This window comes from Fuchsiella alkaliacetigena, assembly GCF_023227765.1.
In the GTDB taxonomy this organism is placed as follows: domain Bacteria; phylum Bacillota; class Halanaerobiia; order Halobacteroidales; family Acetohalobiaceae; genus Fuchsiella; species Fuchsiella alkaliacetigena.
On record NZ_JALKBZ010000042.1, the window covers coordinates 1 to 21,502 of the forward strand.

The 21,502-nt window shown below is 37.5% G+C and carries 19 protein-coding genes and 2 pseudogenes; 8 read left to right on the forward strand and 13 right to left on the reverse strand.

Annotation, left to right across the window (positions count from 1 at the left end):
• The 5 genes and pseudogenes from MWH30_RS10795 to MWH30_RS10815 all read right to left on the reverse strand — a co-directional run.
• Positions 1-491, reverse strand: a pseudogene (locus tag MWH30_RS10795) (RNA-guided endonuclease InsQ/TnpB family protein); the annotation flags it as partial.
• Positions 492-493: 2 nt separating this feature from the next.
• Complete coding sequence (gene tnpA, locus MWH30_RS10800) at positions 494-886, reverse strand: IS200/IS605 family transposase (RefSeq protein ID WP_248664096.1); 393 nt, start codon at positions 884-886, stop codon at positions 494-496.
• Between the two features lie 392 nt (positions 887-1,278).
• Positions 1,279-2,259, reverse strand: coding sequence for a DapH/DapD/GlmU-related protein (locus tag MWH30_RS10805; RefSeq protein WP_248664097.1), 981 nt, complete (start codon positions 2,257-2,259; stop codon positions 1,279-1,281).
• A 38-nt stretch (positions 2,260-2,297) separates the two neighbouring features.
• On the reverse strand, positions 2,298-2,798 hold the full coding sequence (locus MWH30_RS10810) for a phosphatidylglycerophosphatase A family protein (protein ID WP_248664098.1): 501 nt from the start codon (positions 2,796-2,798) through the stop codon (positions 2,298-2,300).
• Positions 2,799-2,827: 29 nt separating this feature from the next.
• The gene (locus MWH30_RS10815; protein WP_248664099.1) at positions 2,828-6,220 is read right to left on the reverse strand and encodes a DNA polymerase III subunit alpha; all 3,393 of its coding nucleotides are present in this window, start codon (positions 6,218-6,220) and stop codon (positions 2,828-2,830) included.
• 251 nt (positions 6,221-6,471) lie between these two features.
• Between MWH30_RS10815 and MWH30_RS10820 the strand changes: the two genes are divergently transcribed.
• Both MWH30_RS10820 and MWH30_RS10825 read left to right on the forward strand, forming a co-directional pair.
• Positions 6,472-6,783 carry a YtrH family sporulation protein gene (locus tag MWH30_RS10820; protein ID WP_248664100.1) on the forward strand — a complete coding sequence of 104 codons (312 nt, stop codon included), beginning with the start codon at positions 6,472-6,474 and terminating at the stop codon, positions 6,781-6,783.
• Between the two features lies 1 nt (position 6,784).
• Positions 6,785-7,261 (forward strand): sporulation membrane protein YtrI, encoded by a 477-nt coding sequence (locus MWH30_RS10825; protein ID WP_248664101.1) that lies wholly within the window; start codon positions 6,785-6,787, stop codon positions 7,259-7,261.
• On the opposite strand, the gene MWH30_RS10830 is transcribed toward MWH30_RS10825, so the two are convergent.
• The 4 genes from MWH30_RS10830 to MWH30_RS10845 form a co-directional block, all read right to left on the reverse strand.
• Positions 7,258-8,439 (reverse strand): pyridoxal phosphate-dependent aminotransferase, encoded by a 1,182-nt coding sequence (locus MWH30_RS10830; RefSeq protein WP_248664102.1) that lies wholly within the window; start codon positions 8,437-8,439, stop codon positions 7,258-7,260. The genes MWH30_RS10825 and MWH30_RS10830 overlap by 4 nt on opposite strands.
• A 193-nt stretch (positions 8,440-8,632) precedes the next feature.
• Entirely contained in the window at positions 8,633-10,462 is a 1,830-nt protein-coding gene (typA, locus tag MWH30_RS10835) for a translational GTPase TypA (protein WP_248664103.1), read from the reverse strand.
• 36 nt (positions 10,463-10,498) lie between these two features.
• Positions 10,499-11,260 carry a histidinol-phosphatase HisJ family protein gene (locus MWH30_RS10840; protein ID WP_248664104.1) on the reverse strand — a complete coding sequence of 254 codons (762 nt, stop codon included), beginning with the start codon at positions 11,258-11,260 and terminating at the stop codon, positions 10,499-10,501.
• Between the two features lie 23 nt (positions 11,261-11,283).
• On the reverse strand, positions 11,284-11,682 hold the full coding sequence (locus MWH30_RS10845) for a secondary thiamine-phosphate synthase enzyme YjbQ (RefSeq protein ID WP_248664105.1): 399 nt from the start codon (positions 11,680-11,682) through the stop codon (positions 11,284-11,286).
• Between the two features lie 445 nt (positions 11,683-12,127).
• Here MWH30_RS10845 and MWH30_RS10850 point away from each other — a divergent pair, with 445 nt between their 5' ends.
• The 5 genes from MWH30_RS10850 to MWH30_RS10870 all read left to right on the forward strand — a co-directional run bounded on the left by MWH30_RS10850 (position 12,128) and on the right by MWH30_RS10870 (position 16,675).
• The gene (locus MWH30_RS10850) at positions 12,128-12,607 is read left to right on the forward strand and encodes a universal stress protein (RefSeq protein ID WP_248664106.1); all 480 of its coding nucleotides are present in this window, start codon (positions 12,128-12,130) and stop codon (positions 12,605-12,607) included.
• Positions 12,608-12,633: 26 nt separating this feature from the next.
• A complete protein-coding gene (locus tag MWH30_RS10855; protein WP_248664107.1) occupies positions 12,634-12,999 on the forward strand; it encodes a DUF485 domain-containing protein in 366 nt (121 codons plus the stop codon).
• A complete protein-coding gene (locus MWH30_RS10860) occupies positions 13,000-14,565 on the forward strand; it encodes a solute symporter family protein (protein WP_248664108.1) in 1,566 nt (521 codons plus the stop codon). It begins immediately after the preceding gene.
• 435 nt (positions 14,566-15,000) lie between these two features.
• On the forward strand, positions 15,001-16,347 hold the full coding sequence (locus MWH30_RS10865; RefSeq protein ID WP_248664109.1) for a DUF1576 domain-containing protein: 1,347 nt from the start codon (positions 15,001-15,003) through the stop codon (positions 16,345-16,347).
• Positions 16,337-16,675 carry a hypothetical protein gene (locus MWH30_RS10870; RefSeq protein WP_248664110.1) on the forward strand — a complete coding sequence of 113 codons (339 nt, stop codon included), beginning with the start codon at positions 16,337-16,339 and terminating at the stop codon, positions 16,673-16,675. The genes MWH30_RS10865 and MWH30_RS10870 overlap by 11 nt, the downstream gene beginning before the upstream one ends.
• A gap of 69 nt (positions 16,676-16,744) precedes the next feature.
• On the opposite strand, the gene MWH30_RS10875 is transcribed toward MWH30_RS10870, so the two are convergent.
• The 4 genes and pseudogenes from MWH30_RS10875 to MWH30_RS10890 all read right to left on the reverse strand — a co-directional run bounded on the left by MWH30_RS10875 (position 16,745) and on the right by MWH30_RS10890 (position 20,957).
• Complete coding sequence (locus MWH30_RS10875; RefSeq protein WP_248664111.1) at positions 16,745-18,523, reverse strand: NADH-dependent [FeFe] hydrogenase, group A6; 1,779 nt, start codon at positions 18,521-18,523, stop codon at positions 16,745-16,747.
• A 43-nt stretch (positions 18,524-18,566) separates the two neighbouring features.
• A pseudogene (locus MWH30_RS10880) lies at positions 18,567-19,868 on the reverse strand (complex I 51 kDa subunit family protein); the annotation flags it as partial.
• A 26-nt stretch (positions 19,869-19,894) separates the two neighbouring features.
• Entirely contained in the window at positions 19,895-20,404 is a 510-nt protein-coding gene (locus tag MWH30_RS10885; protein WP_248664112.1) for an NADH-quinone oxidoreductase subunit NuoE family protein, read from the reverse strand.
• A 160-nt stretch (positions 20,405-20,564) separates the two neighbouring features.
• On the reverse strand, positions 20,565-20,957 hold the full coding sequence (locus tag MWH30_RS10890; protein WP_248664113.1) for a Fur family transcriptional regulator: 393 nt from the start codon (positions 20,955-20,957) through the stop codon (positions 20,565-20,567).
• Positions 20,958-21,136: 179 nt separating this feature from the next.
• On the opposite strand from MWH30_RS10890, the gene MWH30_RS10895 reads away from it, so the two are divergent.
• Positions 21,137-21,418: an ISAs1 family transposase gene (locus MWH30_RS10895; protein ID WP_248664114.1), complete on the forward strand. Its 282-nt coding sequence runs from the start codon at positions 21,137-21,139 to the stop codon at positions 21,416-21,418.
• The last annotated feature ends 84 nt before the right edge of the window (positions 21,419-21,502 follow it).

Below are 21,502 nucleotides of genomic sequence, written 5' to 3' on the forward strand. Positions count from 1 at the left end.
TCTTGTGGTAGATCAACACTTACAGCAAAGTACCATTTACCTCTTTTATAAAAAAGACTGGCTTTACCTAACTTAGATCCATTTTCAATATGTTCTTGTAGTTCTTTAAATCTTTTAGTCTGCTTAACAGGAAAAGCAAATCTTTGACACTTGCTAGTATAAAGAGGTATTGAGATTATATGACCGTCTATTTTATAGTTCTGGTTATTATAGCAAATGGGCTGGTTTTTATTGAAATCTATGTTGTCTTTTTTAGAGTCTGATTTTTCAAAGAGTCTAAATAGAACTTTTACTTCTCTAATATTTTGATTTTTAACAGCAGAGGGTAGATTATGCTCCTTAAAATCAGCAGAGCTCAATTTAGTTTCTCCTGCTTTAAGTTTATCAGCAATAGATTGGCGATTTTTAACTACTTCTGCAATATTATTAAAAAATATACTCTCTTTTCGTTTTGTTGGTTTTAATAACTCTAAAACATAAGTTATTTGCATAATTAATCACCTTGCTTTTCAATATAATGTTGGATAGTCTCTGAACTAACACTCCCTGCGGTAGCAACAAAATAAGCTCTAGTCCATACTGAACCTTTGATATTTAACTCTGGAAACTGTTTTGATATTCTCCTGCCAGTAGTTCCTTTGATGATATTCATTAATTTACTAGGAGAATATCTGGGAAGTGCCGATAGAAAAAGATGTATATGCTCAGACATTATTTCTATAGATAGTACTTCAAAACTATGCTCGATAGCCAGTTCATCAATAGTATTTATTATTATCTTTTTTATCTCTTTATTATCCAAAATTTCCTTTCTATATTTAGGAATCCATACGAAATGATAGTTCAAAAGAAACTTTGCATGTCTTGTACTTTTATAGGTATTCATCAGTTAAAACCCCTTAATACTAATTGTTAACAATATTATATCATAAAAGGGGTTCGTATTCAAGAAACATATTAACTAATTTTAATTTTCAAGTCGATTTAAAATTAAAATAACCGATTCATCCCCGCCCATTAACATAGGCGAGGCTTTCTCGGCTAAGTTCGGTAAAAAAAGACCACCATACCTGACAGAAAGCAGACATACTGGTCCTAGCTTTCTCTCTTCTTTCCACTAATGGGAGGGTTAAACCCTTTAACCCCTAACGGCTATAACAACTTAATATAGCTCGAAGACAGAATAAAATACCCTTTATCTAGTTTTGATGAAGATTAATTAAGCTGGCCTCATTATAGCAACTATTATAATAACTGTCAAGACTGCACAAAGCTCTTCTATTCTAGCTCTTGCTGATACTTTTCTTTAAGATAAGCTAAGAGCTTTTTTTCCTGTTTATACTCTTGAATGGGTTTAGCTGGAGAGCCAATTACTGTCAAGCCTTCTTTTACCTCACCCCCAAAAGGAACTACAGCTCCAGAACCAATAGTTACTTTAGACTCTATATTAGCCGTATGAACTATAGCATTAGAACCAACCATTACATTTTTACCTACTGTACCACCTACTATAGCTCCACTACCAATATAAGTACCTTCATCTATAACTGTAGAAATCACCTTTCGATCAGTAGGTGACTCCAACTCAGCTCGTTTACGGCCCACATTGAAGATTCTAGCTAAAGGAGCAATCCTAATCTTATTTTTAATAGTAACATTGCTTTCCAGATTAGCTGCAGTGCCAATAGAAACATTACTACCAATAGTCACATTACTTCTGATAGTTACATTTTCTTCAATATTGACATTATTGCCAATCTCCACATTATCACCGATAATAGCCCCGGTACCTATATGACAGTCATCACCAATAGTAGTCTTTGTTCTAATGATTACTCCCGTACCTACAAAGGTATTTTTGCCCACTTTTACCTCTTCGTGCAACATAGCATTTCCTACTACTCGACTACCCTTATCCAAAAATACTCCATCATAAAGCTCAGCCAAAGAGCTTACACTAGCTCCTTCCGAAAGAGTAACTTTTCTAATCTCTCGCACTTCTTCTTGGTCTTTAAACTCAGTCACTGGCAAAATACTGATTATAGGATCTAAACAGATCTCTTTGATAATCTCCATAGTCTTATCTAGGGCCCTTTTTTGAACAATCACCGCAAACTCTACCTTTCTTCCTTCAGGGCTTTTAATTACTTTTACAGAATAATGTAAATCTAAATCAGCAAAGGCCTCTCTTAACTTATAGCTCAGAGTTCCCCCTACTGTAGCAATAACTTTATAATACTTAGTTTGATTCCCTTTCAAATCTCTCCCTCCTATCTAGGCATTAAATAACTTCCTATCTATAAAGCTTCTTTTTCGTTTTTCGACCGACCCTCTTCTGCTTGATAAGCTAACTTTGCCGAAGCAGCCGAAGCAACTCCCGCTACAATATCATCTAAAAAGGTATTTACTCGTCCCTTTTGTAAGTCATTATCTAACTTTTTAATAAGTCCCACCTTCTTTTTATCTAAATAACCAAAGCTAGTAACACCAATAGTCCCGTAAATATTCGCTATAGCCATAGCTAAGCTTTCATCTATTCCATACAAAGGTTCATCACTTTTAATAATTGAAGCCAAAGGTTCATCTAAAGCTCCATTTTCAGCCAATTTATCCAAAGCTATCCCAGTTAAAATAGCATACTGAACATCTCTTTTGCCCAATACCTCCTCTACTCCAATTATACAATCCTCTAAAGTCAACTCCGGATTATAAGGCACCTGTAAATCATAAGCAATTTCAGCAATAGGTTCTACGGTAACTCCTCGTTTATTTAACAATTCAATAACTAGCTCTTTCATTAAATCTCCACTCCTTTTCTATTCTAAGTTTAAGCAAAAACAAAGTCTTCAACTCCCGACAGCCCCTGCAATTCAGCTTTTAATTGCTGATTAATCTCTACTGTAAAGCAGTCTGCCGTTGACAAAAGCACCCTATCCTGCTCTATTTCAAGCACTATATAAACTTCTACCTCTCCCGGTGAATCTTTTAGCAAAACTGCTAACCTCTGTAGCTCCTTTGAATCTATATCTGAACTCAGCTTTAAATAAAACTTTGCTTTCTCTAAACTTTTTAAGCTTTTAGCAATCAACTGTTGCTGATTTTCATCCCTTTGCAGCTCTCCTTTAATTAAAACTAGTTGATTAACAGTCAGCAGTTCATAGTATTTTTGATAAGTATCAGGAAAAACTACTACTTCCAAAGTACCATACTTATCTTCAAGCTCTAAAAAAGCCATTCGTCTACCCTGCTTAGTCTTAATTTCTTTACAATTGCTAATCAAGCCTGCAAAAACCAGTTCTTCACCATCATCTACTGCTGCTAATTCTAAAGTGGACACAGTTTGATAGGCCTCTAAATAAGAAGCATATCTATCTAAGGGATGGGCTGAAACATAAAGTCCTAAGTATTCCTTCTCCATAGCCAATAACTGTTCTGTACTATACTCAGCTTTATTAGGTAGCTCTAAACTTTCAACAGTTGTAAATTCATCCTCACCAAAGAAATCACCAAAGGACTGCTGACCATTGAGCTTTTCCTTCTCTATTTGCCGATACTGCTCATAGGCCCTATCCAAAATTGAAAGCAACTGCGAACGATAAGCTCCTAGAGAATCAAAAGCTCCCGCCTTGATTAAACTCTCCACCACTCGTTGATTCACCTTGCTTAAAGATACTCTTTCACAAAAATCAACTAAAGACTCATAAGGAGCTTGCTGACGAGCAGTAACTATCTCTTCAATAGCTTTCTGACCTACATTCTTCACTGCTTCTAGACCAAATCTAATTCGCTCTCCTAATACTGTAAAGTTCGATTGACTTTCATTTATATCCGGCGGCAGAACTTTAATATCCATTCTTCTACACTCTTCAATATAACGAGCTACCTTATCGCTATTCCCCATTACACTATTCAATAAAGCAGCCATAAACTCTACTGGATAATGCTCTTTAAGATAGGCCGTTTGATAAGAAACTAAGGCATAAGCTGCGCTATGAGACTTATTAAAACCATAACCTCCAAAATACTCCATTAAATCAAAAAGCTCTACTGCTAACTCCTTACTATACCCTTTTTGCTGGGCCCCCTTAATAAACTTTTGGCGATGCTCTTTGAGAAGTTCCGGTTTTTTCTTACCCATACCCCGCCGTAAAATATCGGCCTCACCCAAACTATAGCCAGCTATCTCATTAGCGATTTTCATTACCTGCTCCTGATAAACAATAACTCCGTAAGTTTCCTTTAAAACTGCTTCTAAATCAGCATGAGGATACTCAATCTCAGCTTCACCGTGACGGCGGCTAATAAAGTCATCTACCATTCCGCTGCCTAAAGGGCCCGGCCTACCTAAAGCTAATAAAGCAATTAAATCCTCAAATTTTCTCGGCTCTAAATCTTTAATCAAACGCTGAAAAAGATTAGATTCAATCTGAAATATACCCTCAGTATTACCGGTCTGCAATAGTTCATAGGTAGCTTGATCATCCAAAGGTAGCTGATCCAGCTTAACTTCTTCCCCATGCAGCTTTTTGATTAAACTTAAAGCATCATTAATCACTGTTAAAGTTCTCAAACCTAAAAAATCCATCTTTAATAGGCCAATTTTCTCCAAGCACTCCATAGAATACTGAGTAGTAACCTCACCTTTACTCTGTTGCAACGGAGTATACTCCGTTAACTCCTCCTTAGAAATTACTACTCCAGCTGCGTGAGTAGAAGCATGGCGCGGTAAACCTTCCAATCGACGCGCATAGTCCACCAACCTTTTAATTTGCAAATCTTCTGCATAAGCTTCACTCAATTCAGGCGAAGACTCCAAAGCTTCCTCCAAATCAGCAGCAGCGGGAATTAACTTAGCTATTCTATCTACTTCTCCGTAGGATAGATCCAAGACCCTACCTACATCTCTAATTACCGCTCGAGCAGCCATAGTTCCAAAAGTAATAATCTGCGCCACTCTATCCTGACCATACTTCTCAGTTACATAGTTGATTACTTCATCACGCCGACGATAACAAAAATCTATATCTATATCGGGCATACTAACCCGGGCCGGATTAAGAAATCTTTCAAAGATCAAGCCGTGCTCCAAAGGATCTATATCGGTAATACCTAATACATAGGAAACTAAACTACCCGCCGCACTCCCGCGACCGGGCCCTACCATAATTCCCTTCTTTTTAGCATACTCCACAAAGTCCCACACAATTAAAAAGTAAGCAGCATAGTCCATACTATTAATAATATCTAATTCATAATCCAATCGTTCTTCAATCTCAGCACTTAACTCTCCATACCTCTCTTGAGCCTTATTCCAAACTAATTGACGTAAGTATTCATCTAAATCTTTTTCCTGCTCCAGCTCATACTCCGGCAAATAAAGCTGATCAAAGCTAAGCTCCACCTGACAGCGCTCAGCAATCCGGAGAGTATTCTCCACCGCCGCAGGTATTTGAGCAAACTGCTCCTTCATCTCCTCAGCACTTTTAAAATAAAACTGATCACTAGAAAATTCTAAACGATCCTCATCAGCTAAGTTCTTGCCAGTCTGAATACATAACAACACATCGTGTACCTGAGCATCCTCTTGATAAAGATAGTGAACATCATTAGTAGCCACCACAGGTACATCTAACTGTTGACTAAAATCCAATAAAGAGCTATTAACCACCTTCTCTTTCCGCAAACCCTGATCCTGTAACTCTAAATAGAAATTATCTGCTCCAAACACCTCTTGATACTGCTTGATAGTCTTTTTAGCCTGCTCCTCTTCTCCAGCTAAAATCTTTTTAGCTACCTTGCCGGTTAAGCAGCCACTTAAACAGATCAAGCCTTGGTGATACTCTCTTAATAACTCTTCGTCAACGCGAGGTTTATAGTAAAAGCCTTCCAAATAAGCTAAAGAAACTAGTTTTAAAAGGTTTTGATAACCTTGATTATTGGCAGCTAATAAAGTTAAATGATAAGGTTGGCGATCTCTTTTAGGGTTTCGCTGACGCCGGTCTCCAGCAGCTACATAAACCTCAGCTCCAATAATCGGTTTAATCCCTGCTGCTTTAGCCTGCCGATAAAACTCGATAGCACCGTACATATTTCCATGGTCAGTAATAGCTATAGCCGGCATCTCCAACTCCACAGCCCTATTGATTAACTCTTCAATTTTAGCTGCCCCATCCAGTAAGCTATATTCTGTATGAACGTGCAGGTGAACAAAATCACTCACCGCTGGCCCTCCTCATAATTCTGTCATTATAACTATTATTTACCAACAATGTGTTATCTATTAACTACTGCTACCATATTATTATCTAGGACGGCCTAAAAAGATACATATTTATATTAATTCAAGCTATTTACCCTAAATTCCTGCTTTACAGCAAATAGTAACCTAGATAAACAGATAATAATTTTCAATAATTAGTCCTAAAAGTAGCTATAAATAAATATATTATTAACTACTAAGCAGGTGATATTATGCAAAAAATAAGTATAGTCTTCTTTACTTCTCTAGGGGTAATGTTAGGCGGGGCCTTAATTGGCAGTGTCGGGGCTATTTTTAGCAGGCAGTCACCAGTTAAGGTGATGCTAGATTTAACCCAAGATATTAAACTATGGGCCGTAGCCACTGCCATCGGCGGTACCTTTTCCAATCTCAGAGTACTAGAAGGAAGCTTTTTAGAAGGTAAGCTTAACTTAGTAGCTAAACAGTTAATCATTATAGTAGTAGCCTTCTTAGGCGCTCAGCTAGGAATCTGGATTATTACCGTTCTTACCGGAGGCAGATAAAATGCAGATTACCTTTTTAAGCTTAACTAAATCAGAACTGTTCCGCCTCCTGGCCGCCTTTTTATTCGGATTACTTTTAGGAGCCTTAATTGTCAACCTAATTACAGCTAAACAGATAGACCAACTAATCTATGAAAATACAGAATTAAATAAAAAAATTGACAACCAACAGACTGAACTACAGCGCCTAGAAGAAAGCCTGGCCGATCAAAACTGGCGCGTAGTACAAAGAGTGCAGGTAGCCATTGAAAGTGAAGAGGATAAATATATCAATCAACAGTTAGAAGCTAAGCTTTATCAACTATTAGAAAATATAATTGGCCGCCAAATCAGTGAAGTTGACGGCACTTTAGTTGCTAATACAGTCGACCAACGAACTATAGTAATCGAAGAAAATAACTATTTAATAAATCTAATCTGGCTTATTTTACAAGAAGAAACAGTACTTAAAGTCGAAGCCACCAAACAAGAAGATTAATTTAAAAGCTCAGCTATACTATCTAAAGCAGCAGTTAACTCCTCCTTAGAACTAGCATAAGACAGTCTTAAGTAACCGGGAAAGCCAAAAGCCGAACCAGGCACTACAGCTACCTTAGCTTCTGTAAGTAATAGCTCAACTAATTGATGATCGTTATTAACCTTAACTCCTGCTATTTGACTACCAATTAATTCAGTAGCATTAACAAAAAGATAAAAAGCTCCCTGGGGATTTATAGAAGATAGGCCGTTAATATCTTTAATCCGCTCTACAATATAGTCTCGGCGTTCCTTGAAGGTGTTCCGCATTAACGCCACTGCCTTTTGTTCTCCTGTTAAAGCAACTACACTAGCCTTCTGAGCAATTGAATTAGGATTAGAAGTGCTATGGCTCTGCAGTCTGGACATAGCCGCTACTAGATCCTTATTAGCGGCTGCATAACCGATGCGCCAGCCAGTCATGGAGTAACATTTGGAGACCCCATTAATTAAGATAGTTAATTCTTTAATTTCGGGCCCAAAACTACTAATACTAACTGGTTTTTGATCATAATATATATTTTCATAAATTTCATCAGCAATAATATAGATCCCCTTTTCCACAGCTACCTGGGCAATACTGCGTAGCTCATCTTCAGTATATAGAGCTCCAGTAGGATTGGCCGGAGTATTTAAGATCAAAGCCCTAGTCCGGTCATTAATCTGTGCTGCTAAGTCTTCAGCCTTTAACTTAAACTCATTTTTCTCTTCAGTTTCCAGCACTACTGTCTTTCCACCAGCTAATTTTATCTGTTGAGGATAACTAACCCAATAAGGAGCCGGAAGAATAACTTCATCTCCACTGCCACAAATAGCTTGAATAGTATTATAAAGAGAATGCTTAGCTCCTGAGGAAACTATAATCTCTTCTATTTCATATTCAACTCCATTCTCCACTTTTAATTTTTCACAGATAGCCTCTTTTAACTCTCTAATTCCAGAGCTAGTTGTATAATTAGTAAAGTTATTTTTAATAGCCTCAATAGCTGCTTCTTTAATATGCTCAGGAGTATTAAAATCGGGCTCTCCCGCCCCTAAGTTAATAATTTCAACTCCTTTTCTACTCAGCTCTTGAGCCTTAGATGTAATTGCTAAAGTCGGTGAAGTATCGATTCCCTTAACCCTATCCGTTAAATACATTTCCTTCCTCCTTCAAAGAATTATTTGAAATTAATGCATGATAATTTCAACATTCAAAAGCTAATTTCATTAACAATAGTCCCTTTTCCTTCTTTAAAATAAAAATAAATTAGATTATCATACTTTCTTTATTAATTACCATTTCTGCTCTATTTATATGCAGCATTTTAGTAAGTAATGCAAAATAGATATCTTAATCATTTTTTTGAGCCCTAATTCGCTGCTTCTGATTCAAGATCTTCTTTCTAAGTCGAATATTCTCCGGTGTCACCTCTACATACTCATCTTCAGCAATATACTCTAGCGACTCATCTAAATTCATCTTTTTAGGAGGAGTTATCTGCATCGCATCATCACTAATCACCGAACGGATATTAGTTAACTCTTTCTCCTTACAGATATTAATATCTAAATCGTTCTCGCGATTATTAGCTCCTACAATCATCCCTTTATAAACCTTAGTTCCTACTTCAACAAAAATAGTTCCTCGTTCTTGAGCATTATCTATTCCAAAGCGAGTTGCTTTACCTGCACTAGCTGCCACTAAAGAGCCATGGCTTCGTCTAGGTAAATCTCCTTTATAAGGAGCATAATGGGAGAAAGTATGGTTGAGCACAGCCTCTCCTTTAGTTAAACTCAACAGTTCAGTTCGCAAACCGATCAAACCACGAGCCGGTATCTCAAACTGCAAGCGCATTCTTTCATCGCTGAGCTGCTCCATATTTTGCATCTCACCTTTGCGCTGTCCTACCTCCTCAATCACCTTCCCCATCAGCTCTTCGGAAATATCAACTATCAACTCTTCAATAGGCTCCAACTGCTGGCCCTGCTCTTCTTTCATAATTACCTCCGGTTTAGAAACCTGAAACTCATAACCTTCTCGCCGCATAGTCTCAATCAAAATTGCTAAATGCAAACTACCTCTACCTGCTACTCGCCAGGTATCAGGACTATCGGTCTCCTCTACCTCCAAGGCTACATTGCTTTCCAGCTCTTTAAGTAGCCTCCGACGTAGATAGCGGGAAGTCAAATAATCTCCTTCTTGACCAGCTAAAGGACTGTCATTAGTAGTAAAGGTCATTCTTACGGTAGGTTTTTCAATTTCCATAAAGGGTAGCGCTTCTGGTTTTTCCAAATCAGCCACTGTTTGACCAATTTCCACCTCTTCTAAGCCGGCAATAGCTACTATCTCACCAGCCTTAACCTCTTCTACTTCTACCTTTTCCAAACCTAAATATCTATACAGACCACTTATTTCAGCTGAAACAGTCTCTCCTCCCTCTTTACAGATAGCCACTTGAGTTCCAGTACTTAACTGACCTCGAGTCACTCTGCCCAAAGCTAATCTACCCATATAATCACTATACTCAATACTCGTTACCAACATCTGGAAGGGAGCCGTCAAACTACCCTGAGGTGGGGGGATCTCCTCCACAATCTTTGCCAAAAGCGGCTGCAAATCATCATTTTCCTCTTCTGGTTCCTCAACAGCAAATCCTTCTAGCGCCGAAGCATAGAGCACCGGAAACTCCAACTGCTCTTCATCAGCTCCCAGCTCGATAAATAAGTCTAACACTTCATCTACTACCTCGTAAGCTCTATGCTGCTGTCGGTCTATCTTATTAATCACTACTATCGGCTTTAAACCTAAATCCAATGCCTTGCGCAATACAAACTTGGTCTGGGGCATCGGACCCTCCCAAGCATCTACTATTAACAAGACTCCCTCTACCATCTTTAAAATTCTTTCAACCTCTCCTCCAAAGTCGGCATGACCCGGAGTATCAACTATATTAATCTTCACCCCTTCATACTTTAGGGCAGTATTTTTAGATAAAATAGTAATCCCTTTTTCTCTTTCTAAGTCATTAGTATCCATCAATCTTTCCTGTAATTCTTTCTGTTGGTGAAATAGTCCGCTCTGCTTTAACATTCCATCAACTAAAGTAGTCTTACCGTGATCAACATGAGCAACAATCGCAATATTACGCAAATCTTCTCTCGACTCCAACTTAGCAACCATTTATTTAATCCAACCCCTCCGTCAACAATTAACTTTCTAAATACTAATTAATTCTTGTTCTCTATTATTAAAAGTAGCTATCTCTGTATAGCCTATTTTCTTAATTAACTCTCGCATTTCACTTAGTTTTTCCCCAACTCTTTGGGGAATATGAGCATCTGAGCTTAAGGTTACTGGAATCTCTAACTGGTAAGCCCTAGTCAATAGTTCATAACTAGGATAAACTTCCTCCACCGGCTTATTGAGCCCATTAGTATTAATCTCAATACAGAGTCCTGCCTTAGCAATTGCCTGCAAAGCAGTCTCAGCATACTCCAATACCTCAGCTTGAGGATGATAATCAAACACCTTGATCAAATCCAAATGACCGATAATATCAAACAGTCCTGCTTCAGCCGCTTGCACAACATACTTAAAATATTCAGCATATAATTTATCAATATCCCACTGCTTATATCTTTCTATATAATCGGGATGATCAAACATCCAATCACCAAGATAATGTATAGAACCGATTACAAAGTCTAAGGGAAAACGATCTAAAAACTGAGCTATCTCCTTTTCTTCACCAGGAGTATAGTCCATCTCAATCCCTAACTTAAACTGAAGTTCTGCAAACTCTTCATCTAACAGCTTAATATTTTCAAAATTAAAGTCCCGATAGTATCTATTATGATCAGCAATACCTAACTCTTTAATTTCCTTCTTTTGAGCTTGAATAGCAAATTGGCGTAAATTTGCTAAAGAATGATCTCCTTCATTATGACCTATAGCATGTACATGGTAGTCTACTAACATCCTTTTCCTCCTTCTCCTTCAAATTAAACTGATGATAACTTAACCTTTACTTTTCTTTCTCTAGGACCATCGAACTCACAAAAGAATATCCCTTGCCAAGTTCCTAATAACAGCCGCCCAGAATCAATAATTAATCTTTCGGAAACGCCTACTAGAGTAGACTTAACATGAGCAGCAGAATTACCCTCTAAGTGTTTATAATCTTCGCGAAAAGGAATAATTCTTTCCATTTCCATTGTCATATCCTTAGTAACACTAGAATCAACATTTTCATTGATAGTAATTCCAGCAGTAGTATGTGGTACAAACAGAACACAAAATCCCTCTTCTATTTCAGCCTGTTTAACTATTTTAACTACCTCTTCAGTTATATCTAATAGCTCTGTTTTAGAATTAGTATTCAATTTAACTTCATATACCATTATATATATCACCCCAATTAAAATTATTTAAAGACCTTACTTATTAAAGTAGTTATTTTTTATAGTTCTAAATAGATTAATTCAATTCCTGCACATTTTTACTTATTTCCCGACATAAGATTGAATAGATGCTTTAAAAGGCCTAATTAAATACTAATAAAAACAGTTATCACAATTGCTTAACTAGTGTAAAAAAACACAAAAAAATCAATACTTAAAATTTTCAGAAAATTCTTGACATCACCCAATATATACTATATAATTTTTAGTAATCACAGTCTAATTAACACTCATATTTAGAGTTGGTAATGAAGTTATGCGCCATAATAGCTATATAGGCTATACTAATTCTACCAAGAAGGAGGTGATTAGTTTCATTAGTTTTGTCGTTTCTAGGCTTTTATAGTAACTTAAGTCAGTTATTTGGCTTAAAGGAGGCGAAAATATGGTAGATCATACTGCCATGGAGCTTAGCGAAGACGATATTACAGTTTTGGACTTGGAGTTGGATAAGATACTATTAGCTACAGATGGCTCCAAACACAGTATTAAAGCAACTAAAACTGCTATCGGCTTAGCTAAGTTAGTTGAAGCTAAAGTACACGCTGTATTTGTCGACACTGGAGCAGATGAAGCACAGCTACCCGAAGAAAACTTAACAGAGCAGGTTGAGTTAGGAGTCCATCCTAATCAAGCTGGAATCACAGTAGCCAAAAAGTTTGGCGAAAAAAATGGGGTCCAGGTAGAAACAGAGGTTCTTACGGGCGGAGTAACTAAACAGATAATAAAGTACGCTCAAGAGAACGACATGGACTTAATTGTAATGGGTGAGTCAGGTAGAACAGGTTTAGCCCGAATTACTTTAGGTAGTGTAGCTGAAGGAGTTATTAAATCTTCTGAAATTCCAGTCTGGGTCGATAGGTAAAATAATTGAAAAGGAGTGAGTAATTTATGTCTAGCTCAAAAGAAAACGAAGCGCTTTATAAAAAAGAGTATATTACCGCTGACGAAATACCGGAAAGTCCAATCGTAGATAAGTTAATTAAAAAGCAGTTTAAGTTTAGTTTTTCAGTTTCATTTATAGTTTTGTTTATAACGTTTTTAATTCCGGTTTTAAATGAGTTTGCACCCGGATTTATGAGTACTATAGTTTTTGGTTTTGAATTAGATTACTTCTTAACTGCTATTGCTATTTATCCATTTATCTGGATTACATCTTATCTTTATATTAAGAAGTCCAACAAGATGGAACAAGAAGAGTTAGGTCAAGTACTTAGAGAAAAACAGCAACAAGAAACTGTAGAGGGGGGAGCATAAATGGAACAACAAATACCGATTCTTGCAGTTATTCTAGTAGCAGCTATGGTTATCTTTTCTATTGGAGTAACTATCTTTGCTACTAGACTAACTAGAACAAGTTCAGACTACTATATAGCCGATGCTGGGGTTAGCGTTTTTCAGAACGCCTCTGCTATTACTGGTAACTATTTAAGTGCTGCTTCATTTTTAGGAGTAGCTGGAGCAACCTTTATTCATGGTTACGATGGAGTACTCTATGCTTATGGTTTCTTCATCGGTTTCGTATTACTATTAACCTTTATTGCTAGTCCATTAAAGAAGTTCGGACAGTATACGATTCCTGACTTTGTAGCCGCTCGTTTCCATTCTAAGAGAGGTAGAGTAGTCGGAATTATCTGTGTTATTGCTATTTCTTTATTCTATTCTTCAGCGCAAATGGTAGGAGCAGGTGACGTACTGAACCTGCTTTTAGGAATACCATACACTTGGGGAGTTATCGGCTCTGGAGTTGTAATTACTCTTTATGTAGCCTTTGGTGGTATGAAGGGTACAACTCTAAACCAGGTGGTACAGTCTTGGGTTTTACTTAGTGCTATGTTTATCCTAGCTGCTCTAGCCTTTGGGCGCGGCGCTGGATATGCTAATATTTTAGATAGTCTAGCTGCTGCTGAAGGAACCTTTGGTTTACCAGGTGGACTAGAAGAAACATTTAACGGGGCTAGCTTTACTCAGCCAGGACAATGGATAGGCTTTGCAGATACTATGTCCTTATTAATTGGTCTCTGCTTTGGTACTGCTGGTTTACCGCATATCTTGGCTAGATTCTATACTAACCCGACTGGAGAAAAGGCCAAGTGGTCAGTAATGGTGGTCTTACTTTTAATCGGTTGTTTCTATATCCTCGCACCTTATGTTGGTAATGTAGGTCGTTATATAATGATCGAACACGGTAGCAACTTAACACCGCGCATGGCAGAATCGTTAGTAGAAGGAGGCCAAAACTTAGTGGTCCCGATTATGGGTGATTACTACGGCGGTGAAGCTTTGTTAGGAATTACTATAGCCGGAGCCGTAGCAGCTATCTTAGCTACAATCAGTGGTTTATTAATTACTTTGACTTCTGCTGTAGCTCACGACCTGTATACTAGTCTCTTCAATCCTGATGCTACTGAGGAAGAGCAGGTAAAAACTGGTAAGATAGTTACTATCTTATTAGGAGTATCTATAATCATTATTGGACTGGTAGCTGAAGGTGGACAGGTGGCTATCTTAGTTGGATTAGCCTTTACGGTAGCAGCTAGTACCTTCTTCCCGGTCTTAGCTTTAGGTATCTGGTGGAAGAAAGCTACTGCTAGCGGAGCACTCTGGGGAATGATTGTCGGATTACTCAGCTCAAACATTCTGATTTTCTTTGCTGATGCATTCCCAGCTTGGTTGCAGTATGAAAATCCAGCAATTATCAGTTTACCGTTAGCCTTTATTGTTAATATAGTTGTTTCTTTAGTCGATGGAAAGATTCCAGCCGATGTAAACGAATTTATGGAATTAGTACACGGCCCTGAAGATGCAGCAGAAGAAGCGTAAGCTAAAATAAGATAATAAAGTAAAATAAAATAAATTGCTTTAACCCCCCTGCTGCATTATGCAAGCATTATCAGGCACCATAAGAAGTGAATGCAAATTCATTTAATCCTGATAATAACAGGGGGGTTCTTTTTTTATTCTTCTTTCTCAGTCTATTTTCCTTCCTATTTATCCATAAAAATTACTTTACTACCTAATTCTAACTTACCCTCTTCTTAAATCAGAATTTTCTTAATCTTAAAAACATTATTAAGAGTGGCCGAATTATTGACAATCACCCCTAACTTTTATATAATCAAATCAACAATTTGTAATATACTTAATTTAAAGTTAAGCACTACTATCAAAGGAGGTGAAAGGATTATTTAAAATTGTGAAATTAAACTCAATATTCAGAAAATTTAATAATAGGAGTGTCAGGGAGGTGAAACAGCTTTGAGTATCCAAAATACACATGAGGAACATCTATCAAAGAATGAAAGTTTAAAAAGCAGAATAGCTGCCACATTATTAGACTCATTTACAGCAGTAAATATCAAAGCAGAAATTAACTTTTTAGTAACCATAGCCTTAGCTAGCATTATTCTACTTTCTGCTTTTATATTCAACACACCTCAGGAGATCTTAATTGGGATTAAGCAGCTGGCTACTGCTCCTAGTATATTAGTTTCTGACTATATTGCTATCGGTAATCTAGGTGCCGCCTTCTTTAATAGTGGGATACTGATGTTCAGCGCTATTCTAATTACTAAATTAAGTAGTGCTAATATTAACGGCACAGTAATCGCTGCAGTTTTAACCATAGCGGGTTTTGCCTTCTTTGGCAAAAACATCTATAATGTGTGGTCTATTATACTAGGAGTCTATATCTATTCTCGAATCCAAAAAGAGGAGTTTGGTAAGTTTATTTTAGTAGCTCTTTTTGGAACTGCTTTAGGGCCTTTAGTAAGCCAGATAACTTTCGGTTTAGAGTTACCTCTTATTCAAGGAATTATTCTAGGAAATACTGCTGGAATAGCAGCCGGATTTATTCTGCCAGCTTTAGCCAACCACGTAATTAAATTTCACCAAGGCTTTAATCTTTATAATATTGGCTTTACTGCTGGACTAACTGGTGCTTTTTTCATGTCTTTACTGAGGGCTTTTGGAATAGAAAATCCAGATACTTCAATTGTAGCTGAAGGATATAATCAGCTTTTAGGAAGCTACTTAATTATCTTATTTGTAGCTATGGCCTTAGCAGGATACTTGCTAAATGATAATAGCTTGAAAGGATATAAAGTAATCCTAAAGCATTCTGGTAGATTAGTAGCAGACTTCGTAACCTTAAATGGACTAGGAATTAGCTTAATTAATATGGGCTGCTTAGGTGTAATTACCACTGGCTATATTTTTCTGGTAGGCGGAGAGCTAAATGGGCCTATCTTAGCGGGAATCTTTACTGTAGTCGGCTTTGGAGCCTTTGGAAAGCATATCAAGAACATAATCCCACTTTTAATCGGAGTCTATATAGCTTCTTTCTTTCAAATCTGGGATGCAAACTCAACTGGAGCCTTATTAGGGGCCCTATTCGGTACTACTTTAGCTCCCATAGCAGGCGAGTTTGGCTGGAAATCTGGAGTTATTGCTGGCTTTCTGCATATGGCTATTGTAATGAATGTAGGTTACTTACACGGCGGGATGAATCTCTATAATAATGGTTTCTCAGGTGGAATAGTAGCAGCTATTCTAGTTCCTATGCTTTTAGCTTTCAGAAAGGAGACTAGAAACGTTGGAAAATAAAAAAATAGCTAAACTAGTTAGCGAACTGATGAACTTCTGCTTAAAGCTAGGTATAAAGCATATCAAAAGCGAAGTAGAAAAAGAAGCTGAAATGATCAAAATATCTATCGAAGGAAGTACTGGCTGTGATAGTGTAGACTGTAACTGTGCTGAAAAAATAGAACGCTTTGGCAAATCTCTAAATATCACCAGAGAAGCTCAAGTAGACCAGTATTACTGGGAATTAGCCGGTGAAGATAATGAATACTTAGCCGGAATGATGATCGATAAAGCCGAGGTCAGTTATAAAGATAATTATCTAAAAATAGTAGCTTACAGAAAAAAATAGAATTGTATTTACTTCTTATGGTGCTTGATGAAGAGCTTCAGTCCTGTACAGGACTGAAGCTCTTTTATTTTAACTCTTTCTTTCTTCAGCATACTGTTCTTCATGAGTATACATCTGCCGATCCTGATAAGAAGTATGTAGCAGTTGTTGGGACTTTTCGCTATGCGGCTCTTCTAAAAACTCAGCATACAGCTTTTTCACATCAGGATTTTCATGAGCAACTCTGCACTCTTTTTCCCGATCAGCTTTAAAAAGTCCTTCACTTCTTTGCAGTCTATCTTCATACATTCTATTCCATTTATCTCTACCTGAATAAATGGGTTGTCCCCCGCCACCTACGCATCCTCCGGCTGGACAGGCCATTACTTCTACAAAATCATAGTCTGCTTCTCCACTCACTACCTTATCCATTAACTGGCGAGCCTTACCTGTTCCTCTAGCAACTGCTGCTTTAATAGTTCTACCATCCTTTAAGTCTATTTCTGCTTCTTTAAAGCCATCACTTCTGATTTCCTTTAGTTCTAGCTTTTCCAATCTTTCACCTGTTAGTTTTTCATAGACGGTTCGCAAAGAAGCCTCCATAACTCCTCCGGTAGAACCAAAGATTACTCCAGCTCCTGTGGCCTGGCCCATAGGCTGGTCATACTCTTCATCGGGCAGATTTTTAATGTCTAAACCTATCTCCTTGATCATCTCTCCTAATTCTCTAGTAGTCAATACTGCATCCACATCTCGTTGACCACTATCATTCATCTCTGGCCGTTGAGCTTCATACTTTTTAGCTACACAAGGCATAGTAGATACCGAAAAGATATTTTTAGGATCGATCCCCTCTTGTTCTGCATAATAGGTCTTAACTAAGGCTCCAAAGACCTGTTGAGGAGATTTGCAGCTAGATAAGTTATCTAGCATAGAAGGATAAAAGGTTTCACAAAACTTAACCCAACCGGGACAGCAAGAAGTAAATTGAGGTAAGTCTCTTCCACTCTCTAATCTTTCCATCAACTCCTGCCCCTCTTCTAAAACTACTACATCGGCTCCAAAGCAGTCATCAAAAACTTTATCAAAGCCTACTCTTTTTAAAGCAGCTACTAACTTACCTGTTACCAGACTGCCTATTTCCATACCAAACATCTCGCCAATAGTAACTCTAATAGCAGGAGCAGTCTGAATTACTACGTGCTTAGACTCATCGGCCAAAGCTTCCCATACCTCTGCTTTGTTATCCTGCTCATGCAAAGCTCCGGTAGGACAAACCATAATACATTGACCACAGGTAATACAAGGAGTATCCATTAAGCTTTCGTTATAGGCTGGAGCAGCCACAGTATCAAAGCCTCTTTCAATCACATCGTAGATATGTACCTCCTGAATATCACTACAAACACTAATACACCTTCTGCACCTAATACATTTGCTAGGCTCTCTAACTAAAGCTGGAGAAAGATCATCTATGTAAAACTGATTTCTATCTCCCTCATACTTTAGTTCTCGAATTCCGTGCTGTTTAGCTAAAGACTGTAATTCACAGTTTTGATTAGCAGCACAGGTTAAACAGTCGAAGGGATGGTCTGATAAATGTAGTTCTATTACTTCTTTGCGGGCCCTAATAACTTGAGGAGTATTAGTTCTAACCTCCAACCCTTCCCTTACTTCATACATACAAGCAGGTTGTAAATTAGCCTCCCCTTCTATTTCAACCACACAGACTCGACAAGCTCCCACTTCATTTAATTCCTCTAAATAGCAAAGAGTAGGAATATCGATATTTAGTTTTTGAGCAGCTTCTAATACTGTTATTCCAACTTCCACTTCTATATCTAATCCATCTATTCTTATATTAACCATTATTACTTTACCTCCTCAGTAGCCAACAATTGATTATTACCTAAACTAATTCTTCGCAAACTCCTGCCGGACAGTCCTTATCTATTACGTGAGCTTTATATTCCTCTTCAAAATACTGGAGAGTGCTTAAAATTGGATTAGGAGCAGACTGACCTAAACCACATAAAGCTGTTTTCTTTATGTCTCGGGATAAGGCTTTTAATTTTTCTATATCCTCAACCTCTCCTCGTCCTTCTACAATTTTATTTAAAGTCTCCAGTAATCTTTTAGTTCCAACCCGGCCTGGAGTACACTTACCACAGGCCTCATCTTGAGTAAACTCTAAATAAAAACGAGCTACATCTACCATGCAGGTTTCCTCGTCCATTACAATTAAGCCACCAGAACCCATCATCGAACCTACTTCTATTAAAGTATCATACTCCATTGGAATATCTAGATGTTCCTCAGGTAGACAGCCTCCGGAGGGCCCGCCGGTTTGAGCCGCTTTAAACCCTTTATTGTCAGGGATTCCTCCTCCTAAATCAAAAATAATTTCTTTTAAGGTAGTTCCCATTGGTACCTCAACCAAACCTGTATTACAAACATCACCTGCTAAAGCAAATACCTTAGTACCAGTGCTATCTGCGGTTCCTAATTGACTATACCAGTCTCCACCTTTTAAAATAATTTGAGGAATATTAGCTAAGGTTTCTACATTATTGATCACGGTAGGCTGTCCCCATAAGCCTTCAGTAGCTGGAAAAGGTGGCTTGCCTCTGGGATCTCCTCTATCACCCTGCACAGAATTTAATAAGGCCGTTTCCTCTCCACACACAAAGGCTCCTGCTCCTACTCTAACCTCTAAATCAAAACTAAAATTGCTGCGGAATATATTTTTACCTATTAAGCCTAACTCTTTGGCGTCAGTAATAGCCTTTTCTAATCTCCGTACTGCTAAAGGATATTCAGCTCTCACATAGACATAACCCTGCTGAGCTCCTACAGCATAAGCAGCAATTGTTAAGCCTTCAACTATACTATGCGGATCTCCTTCCAACAAACTTCTGTCCATAAAAGCACCTGGATCTCCTTCATCTGCATTACAGATCACATACTTTTCCCTTCCAACAGCTTCTCTAGTTAACTCCCACTTAACTCCCGTAGGAAAACCTCCGCCTCCTCTACCTCTAAGCCCTGAACTTTTAACTTCAGCTATTATCTCTGGCGGTGAGCTTCTCCTTACCGTTTTAGCTAAAGCTTTATATCCATCTCGAGCAATATAATCTCTTATTTCCTCGGGATCTATTAGCCCGCAGTTCCGTAAAGCAATTCTTTTTTGGTCTTCCAAAGAATAAATCTCCTCCTGCTCTTGCATCTATACTTCCCCCTCTACTTATATTTATCCAATAACTCAGCTGTTTTATCTATCTCTATATCCCCGTGTACATCATCTTCCACTAAAATTACGGGAGCTAAACTACAAACCCCTACACAACGAGTAGTCTTTAAAGTAAATAAACCATCCTCGGTAGTATCACCAGCTGCAATTCCTAGCTCAGATTCCAACTTGCTAACTACATCTGCAGCTCCTTTTACATAACAGGCTGTTCCGGTACATACTTCTATAGTCTTTTCTCCTTGTAACTCAGTAGAAAAAAGAGAATAAAAACTAACTACACTATAAACTTTACTAAAAGGCACCTCTAGCTTCTCGGCAATTCGAAGCTGTACTTCTCGCGGTAAATAACCGTATAGCTGTTGCGCCTTATGCAAAACATTAATCAATACTCCAGCTTGACCTTTATTGGCAGCAATTATCTTATCCAGTTCAGCAAATCTTTGCTGATCAGAATCTAGCTCTTGCTTTTCAATCTCTTGGGAAATAGTCTTCGTAGACATCGATTAATATGCCTCCTTTAAATAGCTCTTTAAAGCCACTATCTCTAGTATCTCTTCCCTAAAAAAAATTATTCTTTTAAAATATAACATAAAAAAAGTACTGAAGCTTTATAATAAAGCTTCAGTACTACCCCAATTTATATTTATTAACTTTAAACTACTATTTACAGTCTTGGCATCTACCAAAAAATTCTAAGCGATGATAGTCCACTTCACAGTCAAGCTCCTCTTCTATTCGCTGATCCATATCTTTATGAACTGACTCTTCGATATCTAAAACATTATCACATTCAGTGCAAGTGAAGTGATAATGCTGAACAGGATTTCCATCGAAGCGACTATGTGAACTACCATAATTAAGTTCCATAATCTTTCCCATTTCTTTAAGAACATTTAAGTTCCTGTAGATAGTCCCTAAGCTAATATTGGGGATTTCTTTTTTTACCTGTTCGTAAATCCAATCAGCAGTAGGATGACAGGTAGTGGATTTTAAAACTTCCAATATCTTTTTTCTTTGTCTAGTCATTCTTCTTTTAGGTTTAGCTTCTGACATTTTAATTCACCCACTCTTATTAATAATTATTATTGTCTTAATTTAATTATATCAACACTTACCCCTTCTGTCAAAGATTTAGCAACTAAATTCAGGGCAATCGCAAGAAAGAACTCTAAAATAGATTTAATTTCTTCCCTTTAAGATGCTATAATTAAAAGCAAAAAGGGGGAGTAGAAATGAATGATTTGGATAAACTTGGTGATTATTTTTCTTCTGTAACTGATCCTAGAGGTGATAGGGGCAAAATGTATAATTTACAGGAGATTCTTGTTATAGCGATCTGTGCAGTGATCTGTGGTGGCGATAGTTTTGAATCAATGAGTGCATTTGGCGAAGGAAAAAAGGACTGGTTAAATAAATTTTTAGAATTAGAAAATGGAATACCTTCTCCAGATACTTTTGGAAGAGTATTCTCTATGTTAGATCCAATAGAATTTAAAAATGCTTTTACTAAGTAGGTAGAATGGTGCATTGTATAATTAAATGCACAAGATGATTTAAATATAAAGATGACACATACCCAAACCTCATATATAATGTTA

Excerpts from the sequence above, each read along its gene's own strand:
- MWH30_RS10825 (WP_248664101.1), top strand. The coding sequence starts at position 6,785 with ATGCAGATTACCTTTTTAAGCTTAACTAAATCAGAACTGTTCCGCCTC.
- MWH30_RS10820 (WP_248664100.1), top strand. The coding sequence starts at position 6,472 with ATGCAAAAAATAAGTATAGTCTTCTTTACTTCTCTAGGGGTAATGTTA.
- MWH30_RS10810 (WP_248664098.1), bottom strand. The coding sequence starts at position 2,798 with ATGAAAGAGCTAGTTATTGAATTGTTAAATAAACGAGGAGTTACCGTA.
- MWH30_RS10830 (WP_248664102.1), bottom strand. The coding sequence starts at position 8,439 with ATGTATTTAACGGATAGGGTTAAGGGAATCGATACTTCACCGACTTTA.
- MWH30_RS10855 (WP_248664107.1), top strand. The coding sequence starts at position 12,634 with ATGTCTAGCTCAAAAGAAAACGAAGCGCTTTATAAAAAAGAGTATATT.
- typA (WP_248664103.1), bottom strand. The coding sequence starts at position 10,462 with ATGGTTGCTAAGTTGGAGTCGAGAGAAGATTTGCGTAATATTGCGATT.
- MWH30_RS10850 (WP_248664106.1), top strand. The coding sequence starts at position 12,128 with ATGGTAGATCATACTGCCATGGAGCTTAGCGAAGACGATATTACAGTT.
- MWH30_RS10890 (WP_248664113.1), bottom strand. The coding sequence starts at position 20,957 with ATGTCAGAAGCTAAACCTAAAAGAAGAATGACTAGACAAAGAAAAAAG.
- MWH30_RS10885 (WP_248664112.1), bottom strand. The coding sequence starts at position 20,404 with ATGTCTACGAAGACTATTTCCCAAGAGATTGAAAAGCAAGAGCTAGAT.
- MWH30_RS10875 (WP_248664111.1), bottom strand. The coding sequence starts at position 18,523 with ATGGTTAATATAAGAATAGATGGATTAGATATAGAAGTGGAAGTTGGA.
- MWH30_RS10840 (WP_248664104.1), bottom strand. The coding sequence starts at position 11,260 with ATGTTAGTAGACTACCATGTACATGCTATAGGTCATAATGAAGGAGAT.
- tnpA (WP_248664096.1), bottom strand. The coding sequence starts at position 886 with ATGAATACCTATAAAAGTACAAGACATGCAAAGTTTCTTTTGAACTAT.
- MWH30_RS10845 (WP_248664105.1), bottom strand. The coding sequence starts at position 11,682 with ATGGTATATGAAGTTAAATTGAATACTAATTCTAAAACAGAGCTATTA.
- MWH30_RS10860 (WP_248664108.1), top strand. The coding sequence starts at position 13,000 with ATGGAACAACAAATACCGATTCTTGCAGTTATTCTAGTAGCAGCTATG.
- MWH30_RS10895 (WP_248664114.1), top strand. The coding sequence starts at position 21,137 with ATGAATGATTTGGATAAACTTGGTGATTATTTTTCTTCTGTAACTGAT.